The sequence below is a fragment of the Tenacibaculum geojense genome, assembly GCF_042676005.1.
Lineage (GTDB): Bacteria > Bacteroidota > Bacteroidia > Flavobacteriales > Flavobacteriaceae > Polaribacter > Polaribacter geojense.
In genome coordinates, this window is the sequence record NZ_JBHTJR010000020.1 from 47,992 (window position 1) to 66,216 (window position 18,225).

Consider the following 18,225-nt stretch of genomic DNA (forward strand, 5'->3'; position numbering starts at 1 on the left):
TTATAACGATAAAGTCTGAAAAGTGGTATATGCCTTACTTAAATTTGTTGTAAAACCTCTAAAGCTTTACCAACTGTATCTATTTTTATAAAGGTAATTAACAAGCGTAATCCCTTTTTGGTTTGCTTTTCTTTCATTACGCAACGCTTTGGATTTTGCTGTACAAAACGCAGCATTTTGGTAAACGCTTCGGTTTGGTAATAATCACTTTGTTGGTCAGAAACAAAGTAACCAATCATTCTTTTTTGTTTTAAAATGATTTTTTCTAACCCTAAATCTTTAGCAAGCTTTTTAATTCTTACGCTATCTAATAAATCTTGAGCCTGAGCTGGTAATTCACCAAATCTATCTACTAAATTTTTCTCAAATTGTTGTAACTCTTCTTCTGAAGATAATTCAGATAAATCTTTATAAAGACTAAGTCTTTCTGTTATTGAATTAATGTAGTCATCTGGAAATAATATTTCAAAATCCGTATCAATTTGAACGTCTTTTACGTATTCTTTTGGCTTTTTATTAGGTTCATCAGCATATAAATCTTTAAACTCATTTTCTTTTAGCTCTTCAATAGCTTCTTGTAATATTTTTTGATACGTATCAAAACCAATATCATTTATAAAACCGCTTTGTTCGCCTCCTAATAAATCTCCAGCACCACGAATTTCTAGATCTTTCATGGCAATATTTAAACCACTACCCAAATCAGAAAACATTTCTAACGCCTGAATACGTTTACGTGCTTCTTCTGTCATGTGATGATAAGGTGGAGTTATAAAATAACAAAACGCTTTTTTGTTAGATCTACCTACACGTCCACGCATTTGGTGTAAATCTGATAATCCGAAGTTATTAGCATTGTTTATAAAAATAGTATTGGCATTTGGTACATCTAAACCACTTTCAATAATAGTGGTAGATACCAATACATCAAAATCACCATTCATAAAACCGAGCATTAAATCTTCTAGCTTTTTACCTTCCATTTGTCCGTGACCAATACCAATTTTTGCAGACGGAACCAAGCGTTGCAACATTCCTGCAACTTCTTTTATATTTTCTATTCTGTTATGAATAAAAAATACTTGTCCGCCTCTAGAAATTTCATAAGAAATAGCATCACGTATGGTTTCTTCAGACAAACGAATAACATTTGTTTCTACAGGATGACGGTTTGGTGGCGGTGTTTTTATAACTGATAAATCTCTGGCTGCCATTAAACTAAACTGAAGCGTACGTGGTATTGGTGTTGCAGTTAGCGTTAACGTATCTACGTTTTCTTTAATAGTTTTAAGTTTATCTTTTACAGCAACTCCAAACTTTTGTTCTTCATCAATAATTAATAATCCTAAATCTTTAAACTGTACTGCTTTGTTTGTTAATTGGTGCGTACCAATTACAATATCTACACTACCATTTGCTACGCCTTCTAATACACCTTTTCGTTGTTTTGCGGTTCTAAAACGGTTTAAATAATCTATTTGTACCGGAAAATCTTTTAAACGCTCAGAAAACGTTTTAAAATGCTGAAAAGCTAAAATAGTTGTTGGTACCAATACAGCAACTTGTTTACCGTTATCTACGGCTTTAAATGCGGCACGAATAGCTACTTCTGTTTTACCAAAACCAACATCACCACATACCAATCTGTCCATTGGTTGATCTTTTTCCATGTCGGTTTTTACCTCTTGCGTTGCCGTAAACTGATCCGGAGTATCTTCATATAAAAAACTTGCTTCTAACTCATGTTGCATGTGTGTATCTGGACCAAAGGCAAAACCTTTTTCAACACGTCTTTTAGCATACAACTGAATTAAATTAAAAGCAATTTCTTTAACTCGAGTTTTGGTTTTTTGCTTTAATTTTTTCCAAGCTTGTGAACCAAGTTTAAAAATTTTGGGTGGTTTGCCATCTTTCCCGTTAAACTTGGATATTTTGTGTAAAGAGTGAATACTTACATACAAAATATCACGATCGCCATATATTAATTTAATGGCTTCTTGTTTTTTACCTTCAACATCTATTTTTTGCAAACCTCCAAAACGACCAATACCATGATCTATGTGGGTAACATAATCTCCTTTTTCTAAATTGGTTAATTCTTTAAGGGTTATAGATTGCTTTTTGGCGTATCCATTTTTTAATCTGAATTTATGATAACGTTCAAAAATTTGATGATCGGTATAACATACAATTTTCTGATCTTCATCTATAAAACCTTGGTAAATTGGAAAAACTACCGTTTCATAATGCACTTCTTCATCGGCATCATCAAAAATATCGTGGAAACGTTGTGCTTGTTTTTCGTTGGCGCAGAAAATATAGTTGGTGTATCCTTTGCTGTGATGCACGTTTAAATCTTCAATTAACAAATCAAATTGCTTGTTAAAAGAAGGTTGGGAGCGAACTGAAAATTCAATTTTTTGATCGCAGGCTGTTTTATCAAAAAAACCAATGGTAAAATCTGCTAACTGACTCTCGATAGCAGCGCCGTTACAAAATAATTCTTCTGGTTTTGCGTGTTGAACGTCTTTAGATAACTTTTCAAATTCTACTTGTGCTTTTCTAAAAAACTTATCAAGATTTCCGGTAAGTAAATCTTTATTTTTAACAAACATCACCGTATTTGCCGCTATGTATTTTAAAAAACTCTCGCGTGATTCTTGCAAGGTTTTGTTTTCTACATTGGGCATAATGCTCACTTTCTTAAGTTTATCATTAGAAAGTTGGGTTTCTACATCAAAGGTTCGGATACTATCTACCTCATCACCAAAAAACTCAATTCGGTAAGGTTCATCGTTAGAAAATGAAAACACATCTACAATTCCTCCACGTACCGAAAATTCTCCAGGCTCCGTAACAAAGTCAACACGTTTAAAATGATATTCAAACAGTACTTCGTTAATAAAATCGAGTGATAGGTTTTCACCACGTGTTACCTTCAATGTGTTTTTTTCCAGCTCTTTTTTCGTCACTACTTTTTCAAAAAGTGCCGTTGGGTAGGTAACAATTACCGCAGGTTTTTTACGTGAGTTAATACGGTTGAGTACTTCTGAACGCAACAACACATTGGCGTTGTCGGTTTCTTCTATTTGATACGGACGACGATACGAACCAGGATAAAACAATACGTTTTTCTCACCTAGTAATTGCTCTAAATCGTTTAAATAATAGGCCGCTTCTTCTTTATCATTACAAATAAACAAGTAGGGTTTATCGGCAGTTTTAAAAGTTTCAGATATGACAAAAGACAACGAAGACCCCACCAAATTCGAAAGTTGAAAATGGTGTTTCTCTTGTTGTAGCGCTTGTTGTACCAAAGCTACTTTTGAAGCGTTTTGGTAGTAGTTTACAATAGTTTGCTTACTCAACGGTACTAAATTTTTGCAAAGATACGGGGATTATATTTTGTGGGGAAATTGTAGGTTTGGGATTTCTTATTGTTAACTTTTCAGTATTTGAAAAGTAGCGTATTTATCACGCTAACTTTTTATTTAAATTTTGAGTTTTCTTTGTTATTTTTAATTTTATTTTACAACCAAACCCACTGTTTTTCTATATTTTAAATAATTTACTTTCTTGTGATAATTTCAATACTTCATAAATACTGGTATCTATATCAGTTGGAAGTTTGTCACGAAGAACAGGTGCTATATATTGACAGTTTATTTCATTAATGATAGTAGTCATTAAATTTAAAATTTGGTTACCATGCACTGTCTCAATTTGGTCATGAATGATGAAATGTAACGATTCAATGTCTAAAGAATCGGCAAATTGAATATATGCTAAATCAAAGGCTGCAATCTGCCCTTTCTTTTTCCCAGTCCCTAAATTTCCACTTATGCTAGAAATATTTAGTTCATAGCCTTTTTCTGATTTTTCAGAACTCATAACAAATTGTTCCCCATATAACTTACTTGAAATTGAAGAAAAATACCTATTAAAATCTTCTATCCTACTTTTTATTAAACTGTCTTTATCATTTATCGACTTATTAATTTCATTTAAATCTCTGGAAATATCATTTAACTTATTCATAGATTTTTCCCAAAGCCTTTTCAACTCTTCAAAATTTCCTTTTTTCTCATATGCAATATTCAGATTTGTAATTATTTTTTGAAGTTCTGAAACAGCACCAGATTTTTTCAATTTTGTGGTGAATTTTTCCTCATTAATCAATAGCTCTTTAAGTTCTCTCCTTTTTAATATAATTGAGTCATTTAAAACAGGTAGTTCTTCTGTTATAAAGTTAATTTTTTCTGAAAGCATTGAATTATGAAAGTTTAATGTTTCTTCAAATGATTTTTGAATAGATGGATTTAGAATTTTTGCTTCTTTATATAAATGTTGAATTTGAGATACATCAATATTTGAGTATTCTTTTTCAAGTTCAACTTTACTTTCTTCAATAAGTTCCTTTCGTATTTCGATTTGGCTTATTTCGGTAGAAATTTTATTGATTTTGGATTTAATTGAATTTAAAGAAGACAAATCATCATCGTAATTTTCATTAATATTGAAATTTTCTTTTGTAATTTCTAAATCCGATATAGTGCGATTTATTACAGTTAAAGACTGTTCAATTTGAGAAAGATTACTTTCTTTTCTCAGTCTTTTTTGTAAATTTTCTTCAATCTTTTTTTGAGTCAGTAATCGCTGTTTTTTGTCAGCATCATCTAAGTCTATACCTAACCAAAAAAGATAAAGAGGTTCATACTCATCTGCAGTAGTATTAAAATGTAGAACTTTTACAGCATTTACTAATCTATTTTTCTCATCTCTAATATTCTTTGCTATAAGTTGTCTAAAAGTTGGCTTAAGCTTATCAGAGTGAAAAATTAATTCTTTTAACTTTATTTTAAAATTTTCATCATTAAACTGTTCTCCATTTATTTCTTGAATTTTATCTTTTCTACTCAAAAAGTTTCTACGTATAATAATTTCCCTTGAATTTACAACATCTAAATCTTCTTTTAGAATTAGGGTAATAATTATATTATTGTTTTTAAGAAAACTTTCAATTAGATTATTTCCTTTATTTTTAAATTCTTGGTCTTGATATATATTTTTTCCTTTACCACCTAAACAAAAATCTATTAAACGAATTGCAGTTGTTTTTCCAACATTGTTACCAGATTCTTGCTCATTATCAGCATTAGTTTCATCAACTATTAAATTAATTCCTTTATGAAAAGGAATTTCTCTGATGACGTTTTTGTCATTTTCTATTTTTAGAAGTTTTAGAAACATTTTTTAATTTTTCCTTTGTCGATGTCAACAACACCATTTAAATACAACCAGTCTAAACTAAGAGTAAATATATTCATTGAAACCACGTGGTTATTTTGAATTCCACGATATAACTCTAGATAATCAAATTTTTCATTCCTTGAACTTATTAGTTCATTAAGTATTAATGAACCTATAAAATATAAAGAATGTTCAGGGTTTATGTCTTTATTTAAAATCATTTAGGCTCTTCTAAAATTTTACAACGAACAAATGCATCAACAATTATAATCTTCATTCCAATATTTACAGCTTCAAAAGGAATATTTTCTTTTGCATTTGGACTTTTCTCGTATAGTTCCCATAAATAGTTTTCAACAAGCTCAATTAAATTGTCTGCATTCTCTCTAATTTTTTCAATAGTTAAATCTTCTCCAAGAATTTCTCCCTTAGCTTTTAAATAAAGTTTATTAATATTTTGTAAAAGTAATTCTTTCTTAAAAGAACCTTGTTTCTCTATTTCAGAATATATTTTATTCAATTTTCCATGATAAACTTTATATTGTTCAAGAATGGGCTTGTAAACTATAATTTTGTTATATTCAATTTTTTTATCAGGACTATAAGTTTTTGTTGAAGTTAATATTTCAACATTCTCTAGACTTATTGAACTGATATGATTAATCACAACCGCTAATGAAGAAGGGTATTTATTTAAAATATCAGTTGTTCCAATTTTTTTTAAAATATCCTTTTCATGATTTTGTTTCATTAGTTTCAGAGATGAAACTGTATATTTTGAAATATCATTAGTTTCGATATGATGATTTGCACATAACAAGATTAAATTGTCGTAACTTGCTCTTTCCTTATCTGTCATGTTAGAGTCATATCTTTCTCCTCCTTTTTCGGCTCCTGCAATATGACAAATATTTGATAAGTTTGTATCATTTTTAGGATTTGTAAAAGTAGTTGGACAACCTGGAAATGCGCATTGATTTCCTGATAAACTATAAAGTCTTTTAATTGTCAGTTGGCTATAATTTCTTGGTCCTTTTCCCACTCAGCAAATATAGGATTTAAATGTTTGATTATCGCTTCTTGAATTGGTAACAACAGCTATATACACAAATCTCATTCTTAAATATATTGTATGTATATCTCACTTCTCGTTAAAAAATTTCATGAGAAAAATAAAAAGGAACAGGGGGTCTGGTCTATTTCTTTATCTTTTTTCGATTCTAAACATACAAAATATTTTGTGTCAGTGCAATAGTGGGGTAATGTTCTTTCTTTGTCTTGATACAAAGAAGCAAAGATCAAGACTGCACATAAAAACATAAGAAAATACTACGGCACCATCCTCCACAGATGAAAAGAACTCGCTACGCTCAAACAGCTTTTCATCTTTAGTCCAACACTGCTGCCTAGATTTTCAAAATTTTTATGGTGATGTCGGATTACTCCTATTTAAAATTGTGGTCATATCGAGATAGAATGAAAAAGTAATGCAGATTGCTTCACTGCATTGCATTTCTTTCGCAATGACGGTATTCGTTTTACTCGTCATTACGAAGAAGAATGACGAAGTAATCTGTTCTTTAAAAAACGGATTGCTTCATCCCGAAGTTTCGGGATGAAGCAATAACATTTATTTTCCCTGTTGTTTTATAACCGTCATCTATAGATTAAACCATAAAATCCACCGCAAGAAACGATAAGAATGAAAACTGTTTGAATCTGACGTAAGGAGGATGAGTTCTTTTCGTTCCGTTTCGAGGATGTGATTTTTTGAGTGAAAAGCTATGAAGACTAGATTTTTTTGCTTCTTTTTTCATCAATGGAAAAAAGAATAGGAGAGTTGTTTTGTTAATATTTACGAGAGATTCCCACCTGCGCGGGAATGACATCTAAGTAGTAACATAATTGTCACATCGAGTGAAATTACGAGCAACGAAGTGAAACGTAATTTTGTATCGAAATGTGGATAAGTACCAAGTATTAGTTCTCGATACGAATTTCTCTCATTTTCATTCGACAAATTCACTCGAACTGACATTGGAACTATAAAGAAACATAAATATTTTTTTATTAGGTCATCTATAGATTAAACCATAAAATCCACCACAAGAAACGATAAGAATGAAAAGCTGTTTGAATCTGACGTAAGGAGGATGAGTTCTTTTCGTTCCGTTTCGAGGATGTGATTTTTTGAGTGAAAAGCTATGAAGACTAGATTTTTTTGCTTCTTTTTTCATCAATGGAAAAAAGAATAGGGTAGTTGTTTTGTTAATATTAACGTGAGATTCCCACCTGCGCGGGAATGACATCTAAGTAGTAACATAATTGTCACATCGAGTGAAATTATATGAAGCATCGTGAAACGTAATTTTGTATCGAGATGTGGATAAGTACCAAGAATTAGTTCTCGATACAAATTTCTCTCATTTACATTCGTGAAATTTACTCGAACTGACATTGGAACTATAAAGAAAAACAAATATTTTTTTATTAGGTCATCTATAGATTTAGCCATAAAATCCACAGCAAGAAACAATAAGAATGAAAAGCTGTTTGAATCTGACGTAAGGAGGATGAATTCTTTTCATTCCGTTTCGAGGATGTGATTTTTTGAGTGAAAAACTATGAAGACTAGATTTTTTTGTTTCTTTTTTCATCAATGGAAAAAAGAATAGGGTAGTTGTTTTGTTAATATTAACGTGAGATTCCCACCTGTGCGGGAATGACATCTAAGTAGTAACATAATTGTCACATCGAGTGAAATTACGAGCAACGAAGTGAAACGTAATTTTGTATCGAGATGTGGATAAGTACCAAGTATTAGTTCTCGATACGAATTTCTCTCATTTTCATTTGACAAATTCACGCGAACTGACATTGGAACTATGGATGATCTTATCACTAATTTTAATAAAACTATGTACTTTAAAAAGTGACTTTTTACATAAATTTTCATCTAAATACATAGAAAAATCTTAAATTTATAACTAAAAACAAAGAACTATGTCAATATCAGATTTATACTCAAGTGGTCAACACAAACAAGCCGTTGGTCATTTTGCAAGCGTTGTTAAAATTGCCATTACGGATGGTATTATAGAGGAAGGTGAGCAAAAATTATTAGATAAAACCGCTAAAATACTTGAGATAGGCGAAGAAGAATACAAAGCTATTTTAAAAAATCCAGACAAGTATCCGGTAAATGCTCCTGTTAGTTATGACGAGCGTATTGAGCGTTTATACAGATTAGCAAAAATGATTTTAGCTGATAACAATGTGAGTAAAGAAGAAATGGCGCTTATGCGTAAAATTTCTATCGCTCTAAACTTTCCAGTAGATAATGCTGAAAAAGTATGTGACGAAGCTATTCATTTGATTATGAATGATAATGATTTAGATAGCTTTACTGATGCAATTAAAAAAGTAAACGCAGTTTAAAAACTGTGTTTACATACTAAAATTGCAAAAATTAAGTTAATACAAACATAAATATCCCCCCCATTATGCTTTTAAAAACAAAACTTTTTTTTGCTTTTATAGTACTATCTTTAAGTACTTTAGCTCAAACAAAAAACAACGAGTGGCAACTTGGTATTAGTGGAAGTGTAGTAAAATTTCCCGAAGCAGATGCCAGCTATATTGGTGATCAATACATGTTTCAAATACCTAGATTAAACGTTTCTGCTCCGTTAACCGATAAACTTATTTTAGATGGTGCACTTTCATTTAATACTTTTGATGTTGGTTTTATTAGTAATTCTGCCAAATATTTTTCTATGGATGGCTCGCTGAGGTATGTATTTAGAGGAGTAACTCAAGATTTTTTACCCTATGCTTTTGTTGGAGGTAGTTTAGTAGATTCTGAAAGAAAAATGACTCCAACCATGAATATTGGTGCTGGTGCTAACTATTGGGTAACTAACGCTATTGGTATTAATACTCAAGTGTACTACAAACACTCTTTAGAATCTTATGAAAGTATGCGATCACATATACAAGTTACCTTAGGTATTGTTTTTGCTTTAAAGGTTAAAGGTTTTGGCGGAAATAGTAGAAAAAAAGGATCTGTAGGTGGCGCGTGTTACTTCAATCAATTTTAATCAAAAGAATACATTAAACCATTACTTAATACATACTGCTCATTGGTAATACCAATTACAGGAAATTGGTCATACTGATAAGAAAATGTTGTAGTAAATGAGAGGTTTTTAAACACTTCTACTGCAATAGAGGTTTGGCTAGAAATTCTAAAATCTGAAAATTTATCTAACCTAGGTTGAAAGTAGGTGGTACTTACCAAAGAAACATTTTCTTTAGGAAATAAACTGCATGAAAAATAAGAGCTATTTCTAAAGTCATTATGGTTTGTAGGATTGTCAATTTTAGCATATTCATGCTCAAACATTATGGCACTTCCTAAATAAAGTTTGTACTTGTCAGATTTATTAAACTTATATCGAATTCCAGAGCCTACAAGACCTCTAAAATTAATTGCAGATATTTTGTCTTGCTGAGATTGTAAAAAGGCCTCTAAAGACAGCTTAGGATTTATTTTATGGTTATATCTAAGGTGTTGTGAATTTTTACTAACTAATTTGGTAGAATTAGCCTCTTTAAAGTCTAAATCGTTAATAAATAACCATAAAGACTTATCTGTTTTATACTGTACACGAATTCTATTAGAAAAACTAAAAATTTTATTCGTGTTTTTAATAAGTTGAAAATTTACTTTTGTATAACCAGACCATCCTAAAGTGTCTGTAACACGTCGTAAATTTTCAACATTAATTATTTGTGTATGAGCAAAAAAACTGCTCATAACAAACAGTATTATCAGCAGTTTTTTATTCATTTTATAATAAGTTTTCTATGGCGTTTGTTATTCTTTTTACCGTAGTTTCTTTACCAATCATGGTCATGATATCAAACAAATCTGGCCCAGCTAATTTACCTACCAAACTTAAACGTAATGGTTGCATTACCTTACCAAAACCTATTTCTTTAGATGTGATCCATCCTTTAATTACTGTTTGAGCATTATCTACTGTAAAATCTTCAATAGTGTTAATAACTGCAACTAATTCGTTCATTAAATCTGCCGTAGTATCTTTCCATTGCTTTTTAACAGCTTTCTCATCATAACTTGAAGGATTTTCAAAAAAGAAGCTAGATAAATCCCAAAAATCTGCCACAAAAACAGCACGTTCTTTAATTAACGTAACTACTTTTTGAACATAATTTTCATCTGCATTAATTCCTTTTTCAGTTAATAATGGCAGGTATAATTTTGTTAATTCTTCAGCAGATTTTAATTGTAAATATTGCTGATTAAACCATTTGGTTTTGTCTGGACTAAATTTAGCTCCAGATTTACTAACTCTTTCTAAATCAAAAGATTGAATTAACTCTTCAAGAGAAAATATTTCTTGCTCTGTTCCAGGATTCCAACCTAAAAAGGCAAGCATATTTACAAATGCTTCTGCAAAATATCCATCTTCTTTGTATCCACGTGAAACATCATTTGTATCTTCATTAGTATATGCTAATGGAAAAACAGGAAATCCTAATTTATCACCATCACGTTTACTTAATTTCCCCTTTCCAACAGGTTTTAAAATTAATGGTAAGTGTGCAAATTTTGGAGCCTCCCAACCAAAGGCTTTGTACAATAATACATGTAATGGCATAGAAGGTAACCATTCTTCACCTCTAATTACATGTGATATTTGCATTAAATGATCATCAACAATGTTTGCTAAATGATACGTTGGCATTCCATCAGACTTAAATAATACCTTATCATCTAAGGTATTTGTATCTATTTTAATAGTACCACGTATTTCATCTTGCATGATTAAAGTTTCATCTTGTGGTGTTTTAAAACGAACAACAAATTTTTCACCATCCGCAATTCTTTGAGCTACATTTTCAGCAGATAATGCTAATGAGTTTTGTAATTTTTCTCTGTTATGCCAGTTATAAATAAACGTTTTTCCGTTTGCTTCATGATCTTTTCTGTGTGCATCTAATTCTTCAGCAGTATCAAAAGCATAATAAGCCCAACCTTTTGCAATTAATTCATCTGCATATTGTTTGTATAATTCTTTACGTTCTGACTGTCTGTAAGGACCAAATTTTTCATTTTTTCCTGGACCCTCGTCAAACGGAATGTTACACCAATCTAACGAGTTTATAATATACTGTTCAGCATTAGCAACATAACGGGTTTGGTCTGTATCTTCAATACGTAACACAAAAGTTCCGTTGTGTTTTTTTGCAAATAAATAATTAAACAAAGCGGTTCTAACTCCACCCATATGAAGTGGTCCGGTAGGACTTGGCGCAAAGCGTACTCTTACGTTTTCTGACATTTTTGTTTGTTTTGAAAGCGCAAAGATAATTATTACATATATTTTGATTGTTTTTTGATGTAAAAAACATGAACTTAGCTTACTATCAATTATAATTTGTTACTTAAAATCCTTTCTATGAAAATTTTACGCAATATTGGTAAATTTATTTTAGTGTTAATTGCCATTTTAACAGCGGTTAGTCTTTTATTTTTTGTTCAGTTAGATAAAGATGTTGAAGATTTAAAACCATTGTATACCAATAAAAATTCACAATTTGTATCGGTTAACAATATGCATGTTCATTATAGAGATGAAGGTGTAAAAAATGATAGTTTACCAATTCTTTTAATTCATGGTACAGGTGCCAGTTTACACACTTTTGATGGTTGGACAGCACAATTAACTGGTAAAAAGAGAGTCATAAGGTTAGATTTACCTGGTTTTGGATTAACAGGGCCGTTTACACACACTGATTATTCTATTGATAGTTATGCTCAGTTTATTAACTCGTTTTTAAATACTATTAATGTTAAAAAATGTATGGTTGCTGGTAATTCTTTAGGAGGTCATATTGCTTGGAATTTTACTGCAAAATATCCATCAAAAGTTGAAAAGTTAGTATTAATAGACGCTACTGGTTATCCTTTTACGCCCGAAAAAACTCCAATTGCTTTTACTTTGGCTAAAAAACCTGTATTAAATAAATTATTAACAGTACTTACTCCAAAGTTTGTAGTTAGAAAAAGCGTGGAAAATGTATACTTTGATACTAGCAAAGTTTCTGATAGTTTAGTACAACGTTATTTTGATTTAACCTTGCGTGCTGGAAATAGACAAGCATTAGTTGATAGAATGACAACAGAAAAACAAGAACTAGAATCTGAAAAAATAAAAACCATTCAACAACCCACATTAATTTTATGGGGAGATCATGATTTTTTAGTACCAATTAGTTTAGCGTATCAATTTCATCAAGATTTACCAAATAGTGAATTAGTAATTTTTGAAAATTTAGGTCATGTACCTATGGAAGAAAATCCGATACTAAGTTTAGAGCCTGTTTTAAAATTTTTGGATTTATAAAAAAATATGGACTCTCCTTTTCAAAAAACAACCTATTTAGACTTTCATAACCATAAAAAACGTCGAAAATTAAACGAAATTATAACTGAAATTACCTCTGTTCACTATGGTAAAAATACTGAATATGAGTTATTTACCATAGGAAAACACCCTTGGTGGACAACAGAAGAATTAAGCCCTGAAGAAGTGGCTTATTTTAAAGGGTGTTTAAGCCAAAAAAACTGTTTAGGAATAGGAGAGGTTGGTTTGGATAAATTAAATGGACCAGAATTGCTAATTCAGCGTAAAGTGTTAGAAAGTCAACTAAAATTAGCAAATGAATTACAAAAACCGGTAATTATTCATTGTGTGAGAGCTTTTGACACCCTTTTAAAAATAAAAAAAGATTTTCCTAAAATACCTAATTGGTGTGTACACGGTTTTTCACGACACGCAATTTTGGCGGAACAATTAATCCATCAAGGATTTTATATCTCACTTATGCCGGTTCGTGAAGTTACTAACAAATACATAAGCTTGTTAAAAAGTTTACCTGAAGATCGTTTTTTTTTAGAAACCGATAGTATGCCAAATATCAAAATAGAGGATATATATTTGCAGGCATCAAAAATAAGAGAAGTTTCACAAGAAACATTACAAAAACAATTGGTTAAAAACGCAGAAAAATTTTTTGGTTATGAGTAATTGGTTAGAACGTACCGAATTATTAATTGGAACAGAAGCTTTAAATAAATTACAAAACACACATATTTTAGTAGTTGGTTTAGGTGGTGTAGGAAGTTATGCCGCAGAGACTATGGTAAGATCTGGTATTGGTAAAATTACAATTGTAGATGGTGATGATGTAGACCCAACAAATAAAAACAGACAATTACAAGCATTGGATTCTACAGCTGGCTTACAAAAAGCGGAAGTTTTAAAACAACGCTTTTTGGATATTAATCCTGAGTTAGAAATTACTGTTTATGACGAATTTTTAACACCAGATGCTATGCATCAGTTATTAATTAATAACTCGTTTGATTTTGTTATGGATTGTATTGACAGTATTAGTCCGAAAGTGAGTTTAATTTTAACGCTTAGAAGGTTAGAATGTAAATTTATATCATCTATGGGAGCAGGAGGGAAGTTAGATCCTACAAAAATTAAAATTGCTGATATTAAAAAAGTGCGCGAGTGTAAATTTGCGCAAACTGTAAAGAAATACTTAAAAAATAAAGGTGTAAGAGATGGAGTATTAACCGTTTTTTCTGAAGAAATTCAAATAAAAGAATCTTTACAATTAACTGATGGTACTAACTTTAAAAAATCTTTTTACGGAACAATTGCCTACATGCCAGCAATGTTTGGAATGACTATGGCTTATGAAGTGATTAGAAGATTAACACGAAAATAAAAAAGCCGCCAATTGGCGGCTTTTTTATTAGTTATCTAATAAACTAATCAAGGTTTTAATCTTATTTTTTAAAGAAACTGCAAGTTCATTGTTACCATCCATATCTGTTGGACTAATTTCAATAACTCCATCTTCATTATTATCAGTTACGTTTGCTAATTCTTCTACTGAAAATAAATTAGCTACATCAAAATAAACAACTACAGAATTTAGATCGTTGTTAACGATAATATCAGATTGCTCATCTTCAAAATCAACTTCAACCTCTTCTTCAAAATCATGCCAAAAAACAAAAGGTGTGTTATTAATAGTTCCTTTTACTTGAATAGACTTGTTAAATAATTCGCTGTTTTGATCTTCACTTTTATCAAACTCAAATTCTAGTTCTTCAAAAGTGGCATTAGGAACTTGAAAATCTAAAAAGTTTGTAGGTAGAGCAGTTAAATCCAAAACAAATGGTCCGTCAAGTGCTATTTCATCCATTGAATCATAGTAACCATTATCATCCCAATCGTCAGAATCATCTTCATGTTCTACGTCAATTTCTAACTCAAATTTAGATACGTTTACTAAAAATTCTTCTACAATTACCTCTTGGTTTTTAGCATTTTTACCTGCTGATGCAGTTATATTCGATTTTGCTGATAATTGAATTGTTCCTGGTTCTGGAGTTTCATCAGAACAAGCATAAAATGCTACTAACAATGCAACAGTTAATAGGGGTTTAATTAATTTCATCTTCTATAAATTTTAATTACTATATATAGAACAGTTAAATTTTAAAAATCCCTACCTTGAATTGTAAAAAAATATTCATCGTCTAATATTTTGAGTATTTTTACGTATGGTTACAAGCAATTTTACTCAAATTCAACAAAAGTTAGCGCAGTTTAGTAAAAAGTACTACACAAATGAGCTAATTAAAGGAAGTATATTATTTATAACATTAGGCGTATTATACTTTCTATTTACTCTTTTCATTGAATATTTTTTATGGTTAAAACCAACGGCAAGAACTGTATTGTTTTGGTTATTTATAGTTATTGAATTGTTTTTGTTGATACGTTTTATAGGTTTTCCCATTTTTAAGTTATTTGGATTACAAAAAGGAATTAGTTCAGAGGAAGCTTCGGATATAATTGGTAATCATTTTCCAGAAGTTAAAGACAAACTTTTAAATGTTTTACAACTACAACAAAACAGTTCTCAATCAGAATTACTATTAGCAAGTATTGAACAAAAATCAATCGATTTACAACCTATACCATTTAGTAAAGCAATAAATTTTAAAGCAAATATTAGTTATTTAAAATATGCATTGATTCCAGTATGTATTTGGTTGCTTATTTTTATAACAGGATTTAATAATAAATTACAAGAAAGTTTTACTAGAGTAGTAAATCATAAAATTGCTTATACACCTCCAGCACCATTTTCATTTCAATTAACCAATAATAATTTAAAAGTAATTCAAGGAGATGCTTTAACTATTTATGCAGAAACTGTTGGTGAGGTTACTCCTGAAAACGCAAAAATAATTTATAACAATCAAGAGTATTATTTAGAGAATAACGGAAGTGGATTATTCTCGTACACTTTTGATGCTGTTATGCAACCCATCGATTTTTACATTGAAGCAAATGAAGTTCAATCTAACAATTATGCTATAGAAATTATTAAAACGCCAACGATACAAAATGTTCAAATGCAATTAAACTATCCGAGGTATGTAGGAAAGAAAAATGAAGTGTTACCCAATACAACGAACGTGAATGTTCCACAAGGAACAATTATAACTTGGAACGTAAAAACTACTGAAACAGATAGCGTTAATTTTATATTAGATAAAAAAAGAAAAGCATTTCAATTAAAAGAAAATGGAGATTTTACATTTTCAAAAAGTATACTAAACACCACTAATTATAAAATTAGCAGTTCTAATAAGAGTTTAAAAGATTACGAGTCTTTACAGTTTTACGCAAATGTTATAAAAGATGAAAACCCTACAATTTCGGTAACATCTAATATTGATAGTATAAGTAGAGGACCTGTTTTTTTTGCTGGACAATTAGCAGATGATTATGGATTATCTAAACTAGAGTTAGTGTATTATGATGTTGAAAATTCAGATATAAAACAAAAACAAAACATTAGTATTAGCAAAGAAGCAATTCAAAGCTTCTTTTACAAATTCCCCGAAAATATTGATTTAAAAGAAGGGATAAACTATGAATTATATTTTCAGGTATTTGATAATGATGCTGTAAATGGAAAAAAGAAAGCAGTTAGTAAAACATTTTTCTATCGTCAAAAAACTACAAATGAAGTAGCTGAAGAATTACTAAAAGAACAAGAAGAATATATTAATAATCTAGAAAATTCTTTAGATAAACAACGAAAGAGTAAACAAGATCTAGAAAAAATTCAACTTGACTTACAGAATAAAAAGTCTATGAATTGGAATGATCAAAAAAAGATTGAAAAGATTGTTAAGCGTCAAGAACAATACAAACAAATGATGCAGAGACAAACTGAAAAACTTCAAGAAAATTTCAGTGAGAAAAAAGAACAAACAGAAAGTTTACAAGAAAAGAAAGAGGATCTTCAGAAAAGAATTGATGAATTAAAAAAGGTAGAGAAGCAACAAAAGTTATTAGAAGAGCTTTTGAAAATGGCTGAAAAATTAGATAAAGAAGAACTCTTAAATAAAACAAAAGAACTTGCCGAACAGAATAAACAACAAGAAAAAAGTTTAGAACGTATTTTAGAAATGACAAAACGTTTTTATGTTGAGCAAAAAATGAATCAAATTGCTGATAAATTAAATGACTTAGCAAAAAAACAAAATGAACTTGCTAACAAAAACGCTACTACCAAAGAACAAGAAGAAATAAATAAAGAATTTAATAAAGCTAAGGAACAGCTGAAAGAACTAGAAAAAGAAAATGAACAGTTAAAAGAACCTATGGATGTTCCTAAAATGCAAGATTTAAAATATCAAGCTCAAAAACAATTGAACAAGGCTGATAAGAATTTAGAACAAAATAAACCCGGAGAAGCAAAACAAAATCAGCAAAAAGCAGCTCAAAAAATGCAACAGATGAGTAATAAAATGCAAAAATCTATGCAGGGGATGAGTGGAGAAATGGCTGAAGAAAACATGGAAGGGTTAAGAAAAATTTTAGAAAACTTATTAACCTTTTCATTCGATCAAGAAAAATTAATGAAGTCTTTTGATGAATCATCTACTTCAGATCCTAATTATGGATATAACCTAAAAAAACAATACCAACTTAAAACGTATTTTGAACACATTGATGACAGTTTGTTTGTTTTATCTATGCGTGTACCTAAAATATCGTCAGAGATACAAAACCATTTAGCAGATGCACATTATAATATTGATCAATCTTTAGATAATTTTGCTCAGAATAGATTCAGAAATGGACTTTCTAATCAACGCTATGTTATTACAGCAGCAAATACTTTAATTGATATGTTAAGTAATAACTTAGATGCAATGAAAAATGCGAAACCTGGTAGTGGAAAAGGAAAAGGAAAAAAACAGTCATTTAGTTTACCAGACATTATTCAAAAGCAAAGTGATTTGATTGAAAAAATGAAAGAAGGTATGAAAAAGAGTAATGAAGGTAAACCGAAAAATGGAGAAGGTAAAAAACAAGGTGAAGGAAAAGGAGGAAAAGGAGAGGAAATGAATGGAGAATTGTATGAAATATTTAAACAACAAAACGAACTTAAACAGCAATTAAATGATGCTATTGAAAATGGTTTAGACGGAAACGGTAATGCAAAAAAAGCATTACAAAGAATGGAGCAACTAGAAAATGAATTATTAGAAAGAGGGTTTAATAACACATCATTACAAAGAATGCAACAATTAAACTATGAATTATTAAAACTAGAAAAAGCAACATTTGAACAAGGAAAGGATAAAAAAAGAAAAGCAACAACTAATACAAAACAATATAATAACCAATCAAAAAAAGAGCTTGAATTTAAAAAGCAATTTTACAATCAAACAGAAATATTGAATAGGCAATCATTACCTTTGCAAGAAAATTACCGTAAAAAGGTACAAGAGTATTTTAGTAATCAAAAACAATAACATCTGTAATAAATAAG

At 30.1% G+C, this 18,225-nt stretch carries 13 protein-coding genes; 6 read left to right on the forward strand and 7 right to left on the reverse strand.

Features of this window, described 5'->3' with window-relative positions:
* Nucleotides 1-38: 38 nt before the first annotated feature.
* The 4 genes from mfd to ACFQ1U_RS03455 all read right to left on the reverse strand — a co-directional run bounded on the left by mfd (nucleotide 39) and on the right by ACFQ1U_RS03455 (nucleotide 6,292).
* On the reverse strand, nucleotides 39-3,368 hold the full coding sequence (gene mfd, locus ACFQ1U_RS03440) for a transcription-repair coupling factor (RefSeq protein WP_386105340.1): 3,330 nt from the start codon (nucleotides 3,366-3,368) through the stop codon (nucleotides 39-41).
* A 184-nt stretch (nucleotides 3,369-3,552) separates the two neighbouring features.
* Nucleotides 3,553-5,250, reverse strand: a complete 1,698-nt coding sequence (locus ACFQ1U_RS03445) for a DUF2326 domain-containing protein (protein WP_386105342.1) — start codon at nucleotides 5,248-5,250, stop codon at nucleotides 3,553-3,555.
* The gene (locus ACFQ1U_RS03450) at nucleotides 5,241-5,471 is read right to left on the reverse strand and encodes an ABC-three component system middle component 6 (protein WP_386105344.1); all 231 of its coding nucleotides are present in this window, start codon (nucleotides 5,469-5,471) and stop codon (nucleotides 5,241-5,243) included. The genes ACFQ1U_RS03445 and ACFQ1U_RS03450 overlap by 10 nt, the downstream gene beginning before the upstream one ends.
* Nucleotides 5,468-6,292, reverse strand: coding sequence for an ABC-three component system protein (locus ACFQ1U_RS03455; RefSeq protein WP_386105346.1), 825 nt, complete (start codon nucleotides 6,290-6,292; stop codon nucleotides 5,468-5,470). Before ACFQ1U_RS03455 ends, ACFQ1U_RS03450 begins: the two co-directional genes overlap by 4 nt.
* 1,961 nt (nucleotides 6,293-8,253) lie before the next feature.
* Between ACFQ1U_RS03455 and ACFQ1U_RS03460 the strand changes: the two genes are divergently transcribed.
* Together ACFQ1U_RS03460 and ACFQ1U_RS03465 are read left to right on the forward strand one after the other, a co-directional pair.
* Nucleotides 8,254-8,688: a TerB family tellurite resistance protein gene (locus ACFQ1U_RS03460; RefSeq protein ID WP_386105348.1), complete on the forward strand. Its 435-nt coding sequence runs from the start codon at nucleotides 8,254-8,256 to the stop codon at nucleotides 8,686-8,688.
* Nucleotides 8,689-8,753: 65 nt separating this feature from the next.
* The gene (locus ACFQ1U_RS03465; RefSeq protein ID WP_386105350.1) at nucleotides 8,754-9,350 is read left to right on the forward strand and encodes a hypothetical protein; all 597 of its coding nucleotides are present in this window, start codon (nucleotides 8,754-8,756) and stop codon (nucleotides 9,348-9,350) included.
* Here ACFQ1U_RS03465 and ACFQ1U_RS03470 read toward each other — a convergent pair.
* Both ACFQ1U_RS03470 and gltX read right to left on the reverse strand, forming a co-directional pair.
* Nucleotides 9,347-10,069 carry a DUF481 domain-containing protein gene (locus tag ACFQ1U_RS03470; protein WP_386105352.1) on the reverse strand — a complete coding sequence of 241 codons (723 nt, stop codon included), beginning with the start codon at nucleotides 10,067-10,069 and terminating at the stop codon, nucleotides 9,347-9,349. The two genes, ACFQ1U_RS03465 and ACFQ1U_RS03470, sit on opposite strands and share 4 nt — an antisense overlap.
* Before the next feature lie 34 nt (nucleotides 10,070-10,103).
* Nucleotides 10,104-11,621 (reverse strand): glutamate--tRNA ligase, encoded by a 1,518-nt coding sequence (gltX, locus tag ACFQ1U_RS03475; RefSeq protein ID WP_386105354.1) that lies wholly within the window; start codon nucleotides 11,619-11,621, stop codon nucleotides 10,104-10,106.
* Nucleotides 11,622-11,738: 117 nt separating this feature from the next.
* Here gltX and ACFQ1U_RS03480 point away from each other — a divergent pair, with 117 nt between their 5' ends.
* The 3 genes from ACFQ1U_RS03480 to ACFQ1U_RS03490 are packed head-to-tail and all read left to right on the forward strand — an operon-like array spanning nucleotide 11,739 to nucleotide 14,082.
* A complete protein-coding gene (locus tag ACFQ1U_RS03480; RefSeq protein ID WP_386105356.1) occupies nucleotides 11,739-12,686 on the forward strand; it encodes an alpha/beta fold hydrolase in 948 nt (315 codons plus the stop codon).
* Nucleotides 12,687-12,692: 6 nt separating this feature from the next.
* Nucleotides 12,693-13,370, forward strand: a complete 678-nt coding sequence (locus ACFQ1U_RS03485) for a TatD family hydrolase (RefSeq protein WP_386105358.1) — start codon at nucleotides 12,693-12,695, stop codon at nucleotides 13,368-13,370.
* Nucleotides 13,363-14,082: a tRNA threonylcarbamoyladenosine dehydratase gene (locus ACFQ1U_RS03490; protein WP_386105360.1), complete on the forward strand. Its 720-nt coding sequence runs from the start codon at nucleotides 13,363-13,365 to the stop codon at nucleotides 14,080-14,082. Before ACFQ1U_RS03485 ends, ACFQ1U_RS03490 begins: the two co-directional genes overlap by 8 nt.
* Before the next feature lie 27 nt (nucleotides 14,083-14,109).
* Here the strand turns inward: ACFQ1U_RS03490 and ACFQ1U_RS03495 are convergent, their stop codons facing one another.
* A complete protein-coding gene (locus tag ACFQ1U_RS03495) occupies nucleotides 14,110-14,820 on the reverse strand; it encodes a hypothetical protein (protein WP_386105362.1) in 711 nt (236 codons plus the stop codon).
* A 106-nt stretch (nucleotides 14,821-14,926) separates the two neighbouring features.
* Between ACFQ1U_RS03495 and ACFQ1U_RS03500 the strand changes: the two genes are divergently transcribed.
* On the forward strand, nucleotides 14,927-18,208 hold the full coding sequence (locus ACFQ1U_RS03500; protein ID WP_386105364.1) for a DUF4175 family protein: 3,282 nt from the start codon (nucleotides 14,927-14,929) through the stop codon (nucleotides 18,206-18,208).
* Nucleotides 18,209-18,225: the final 17 nt, after the last annotated feature.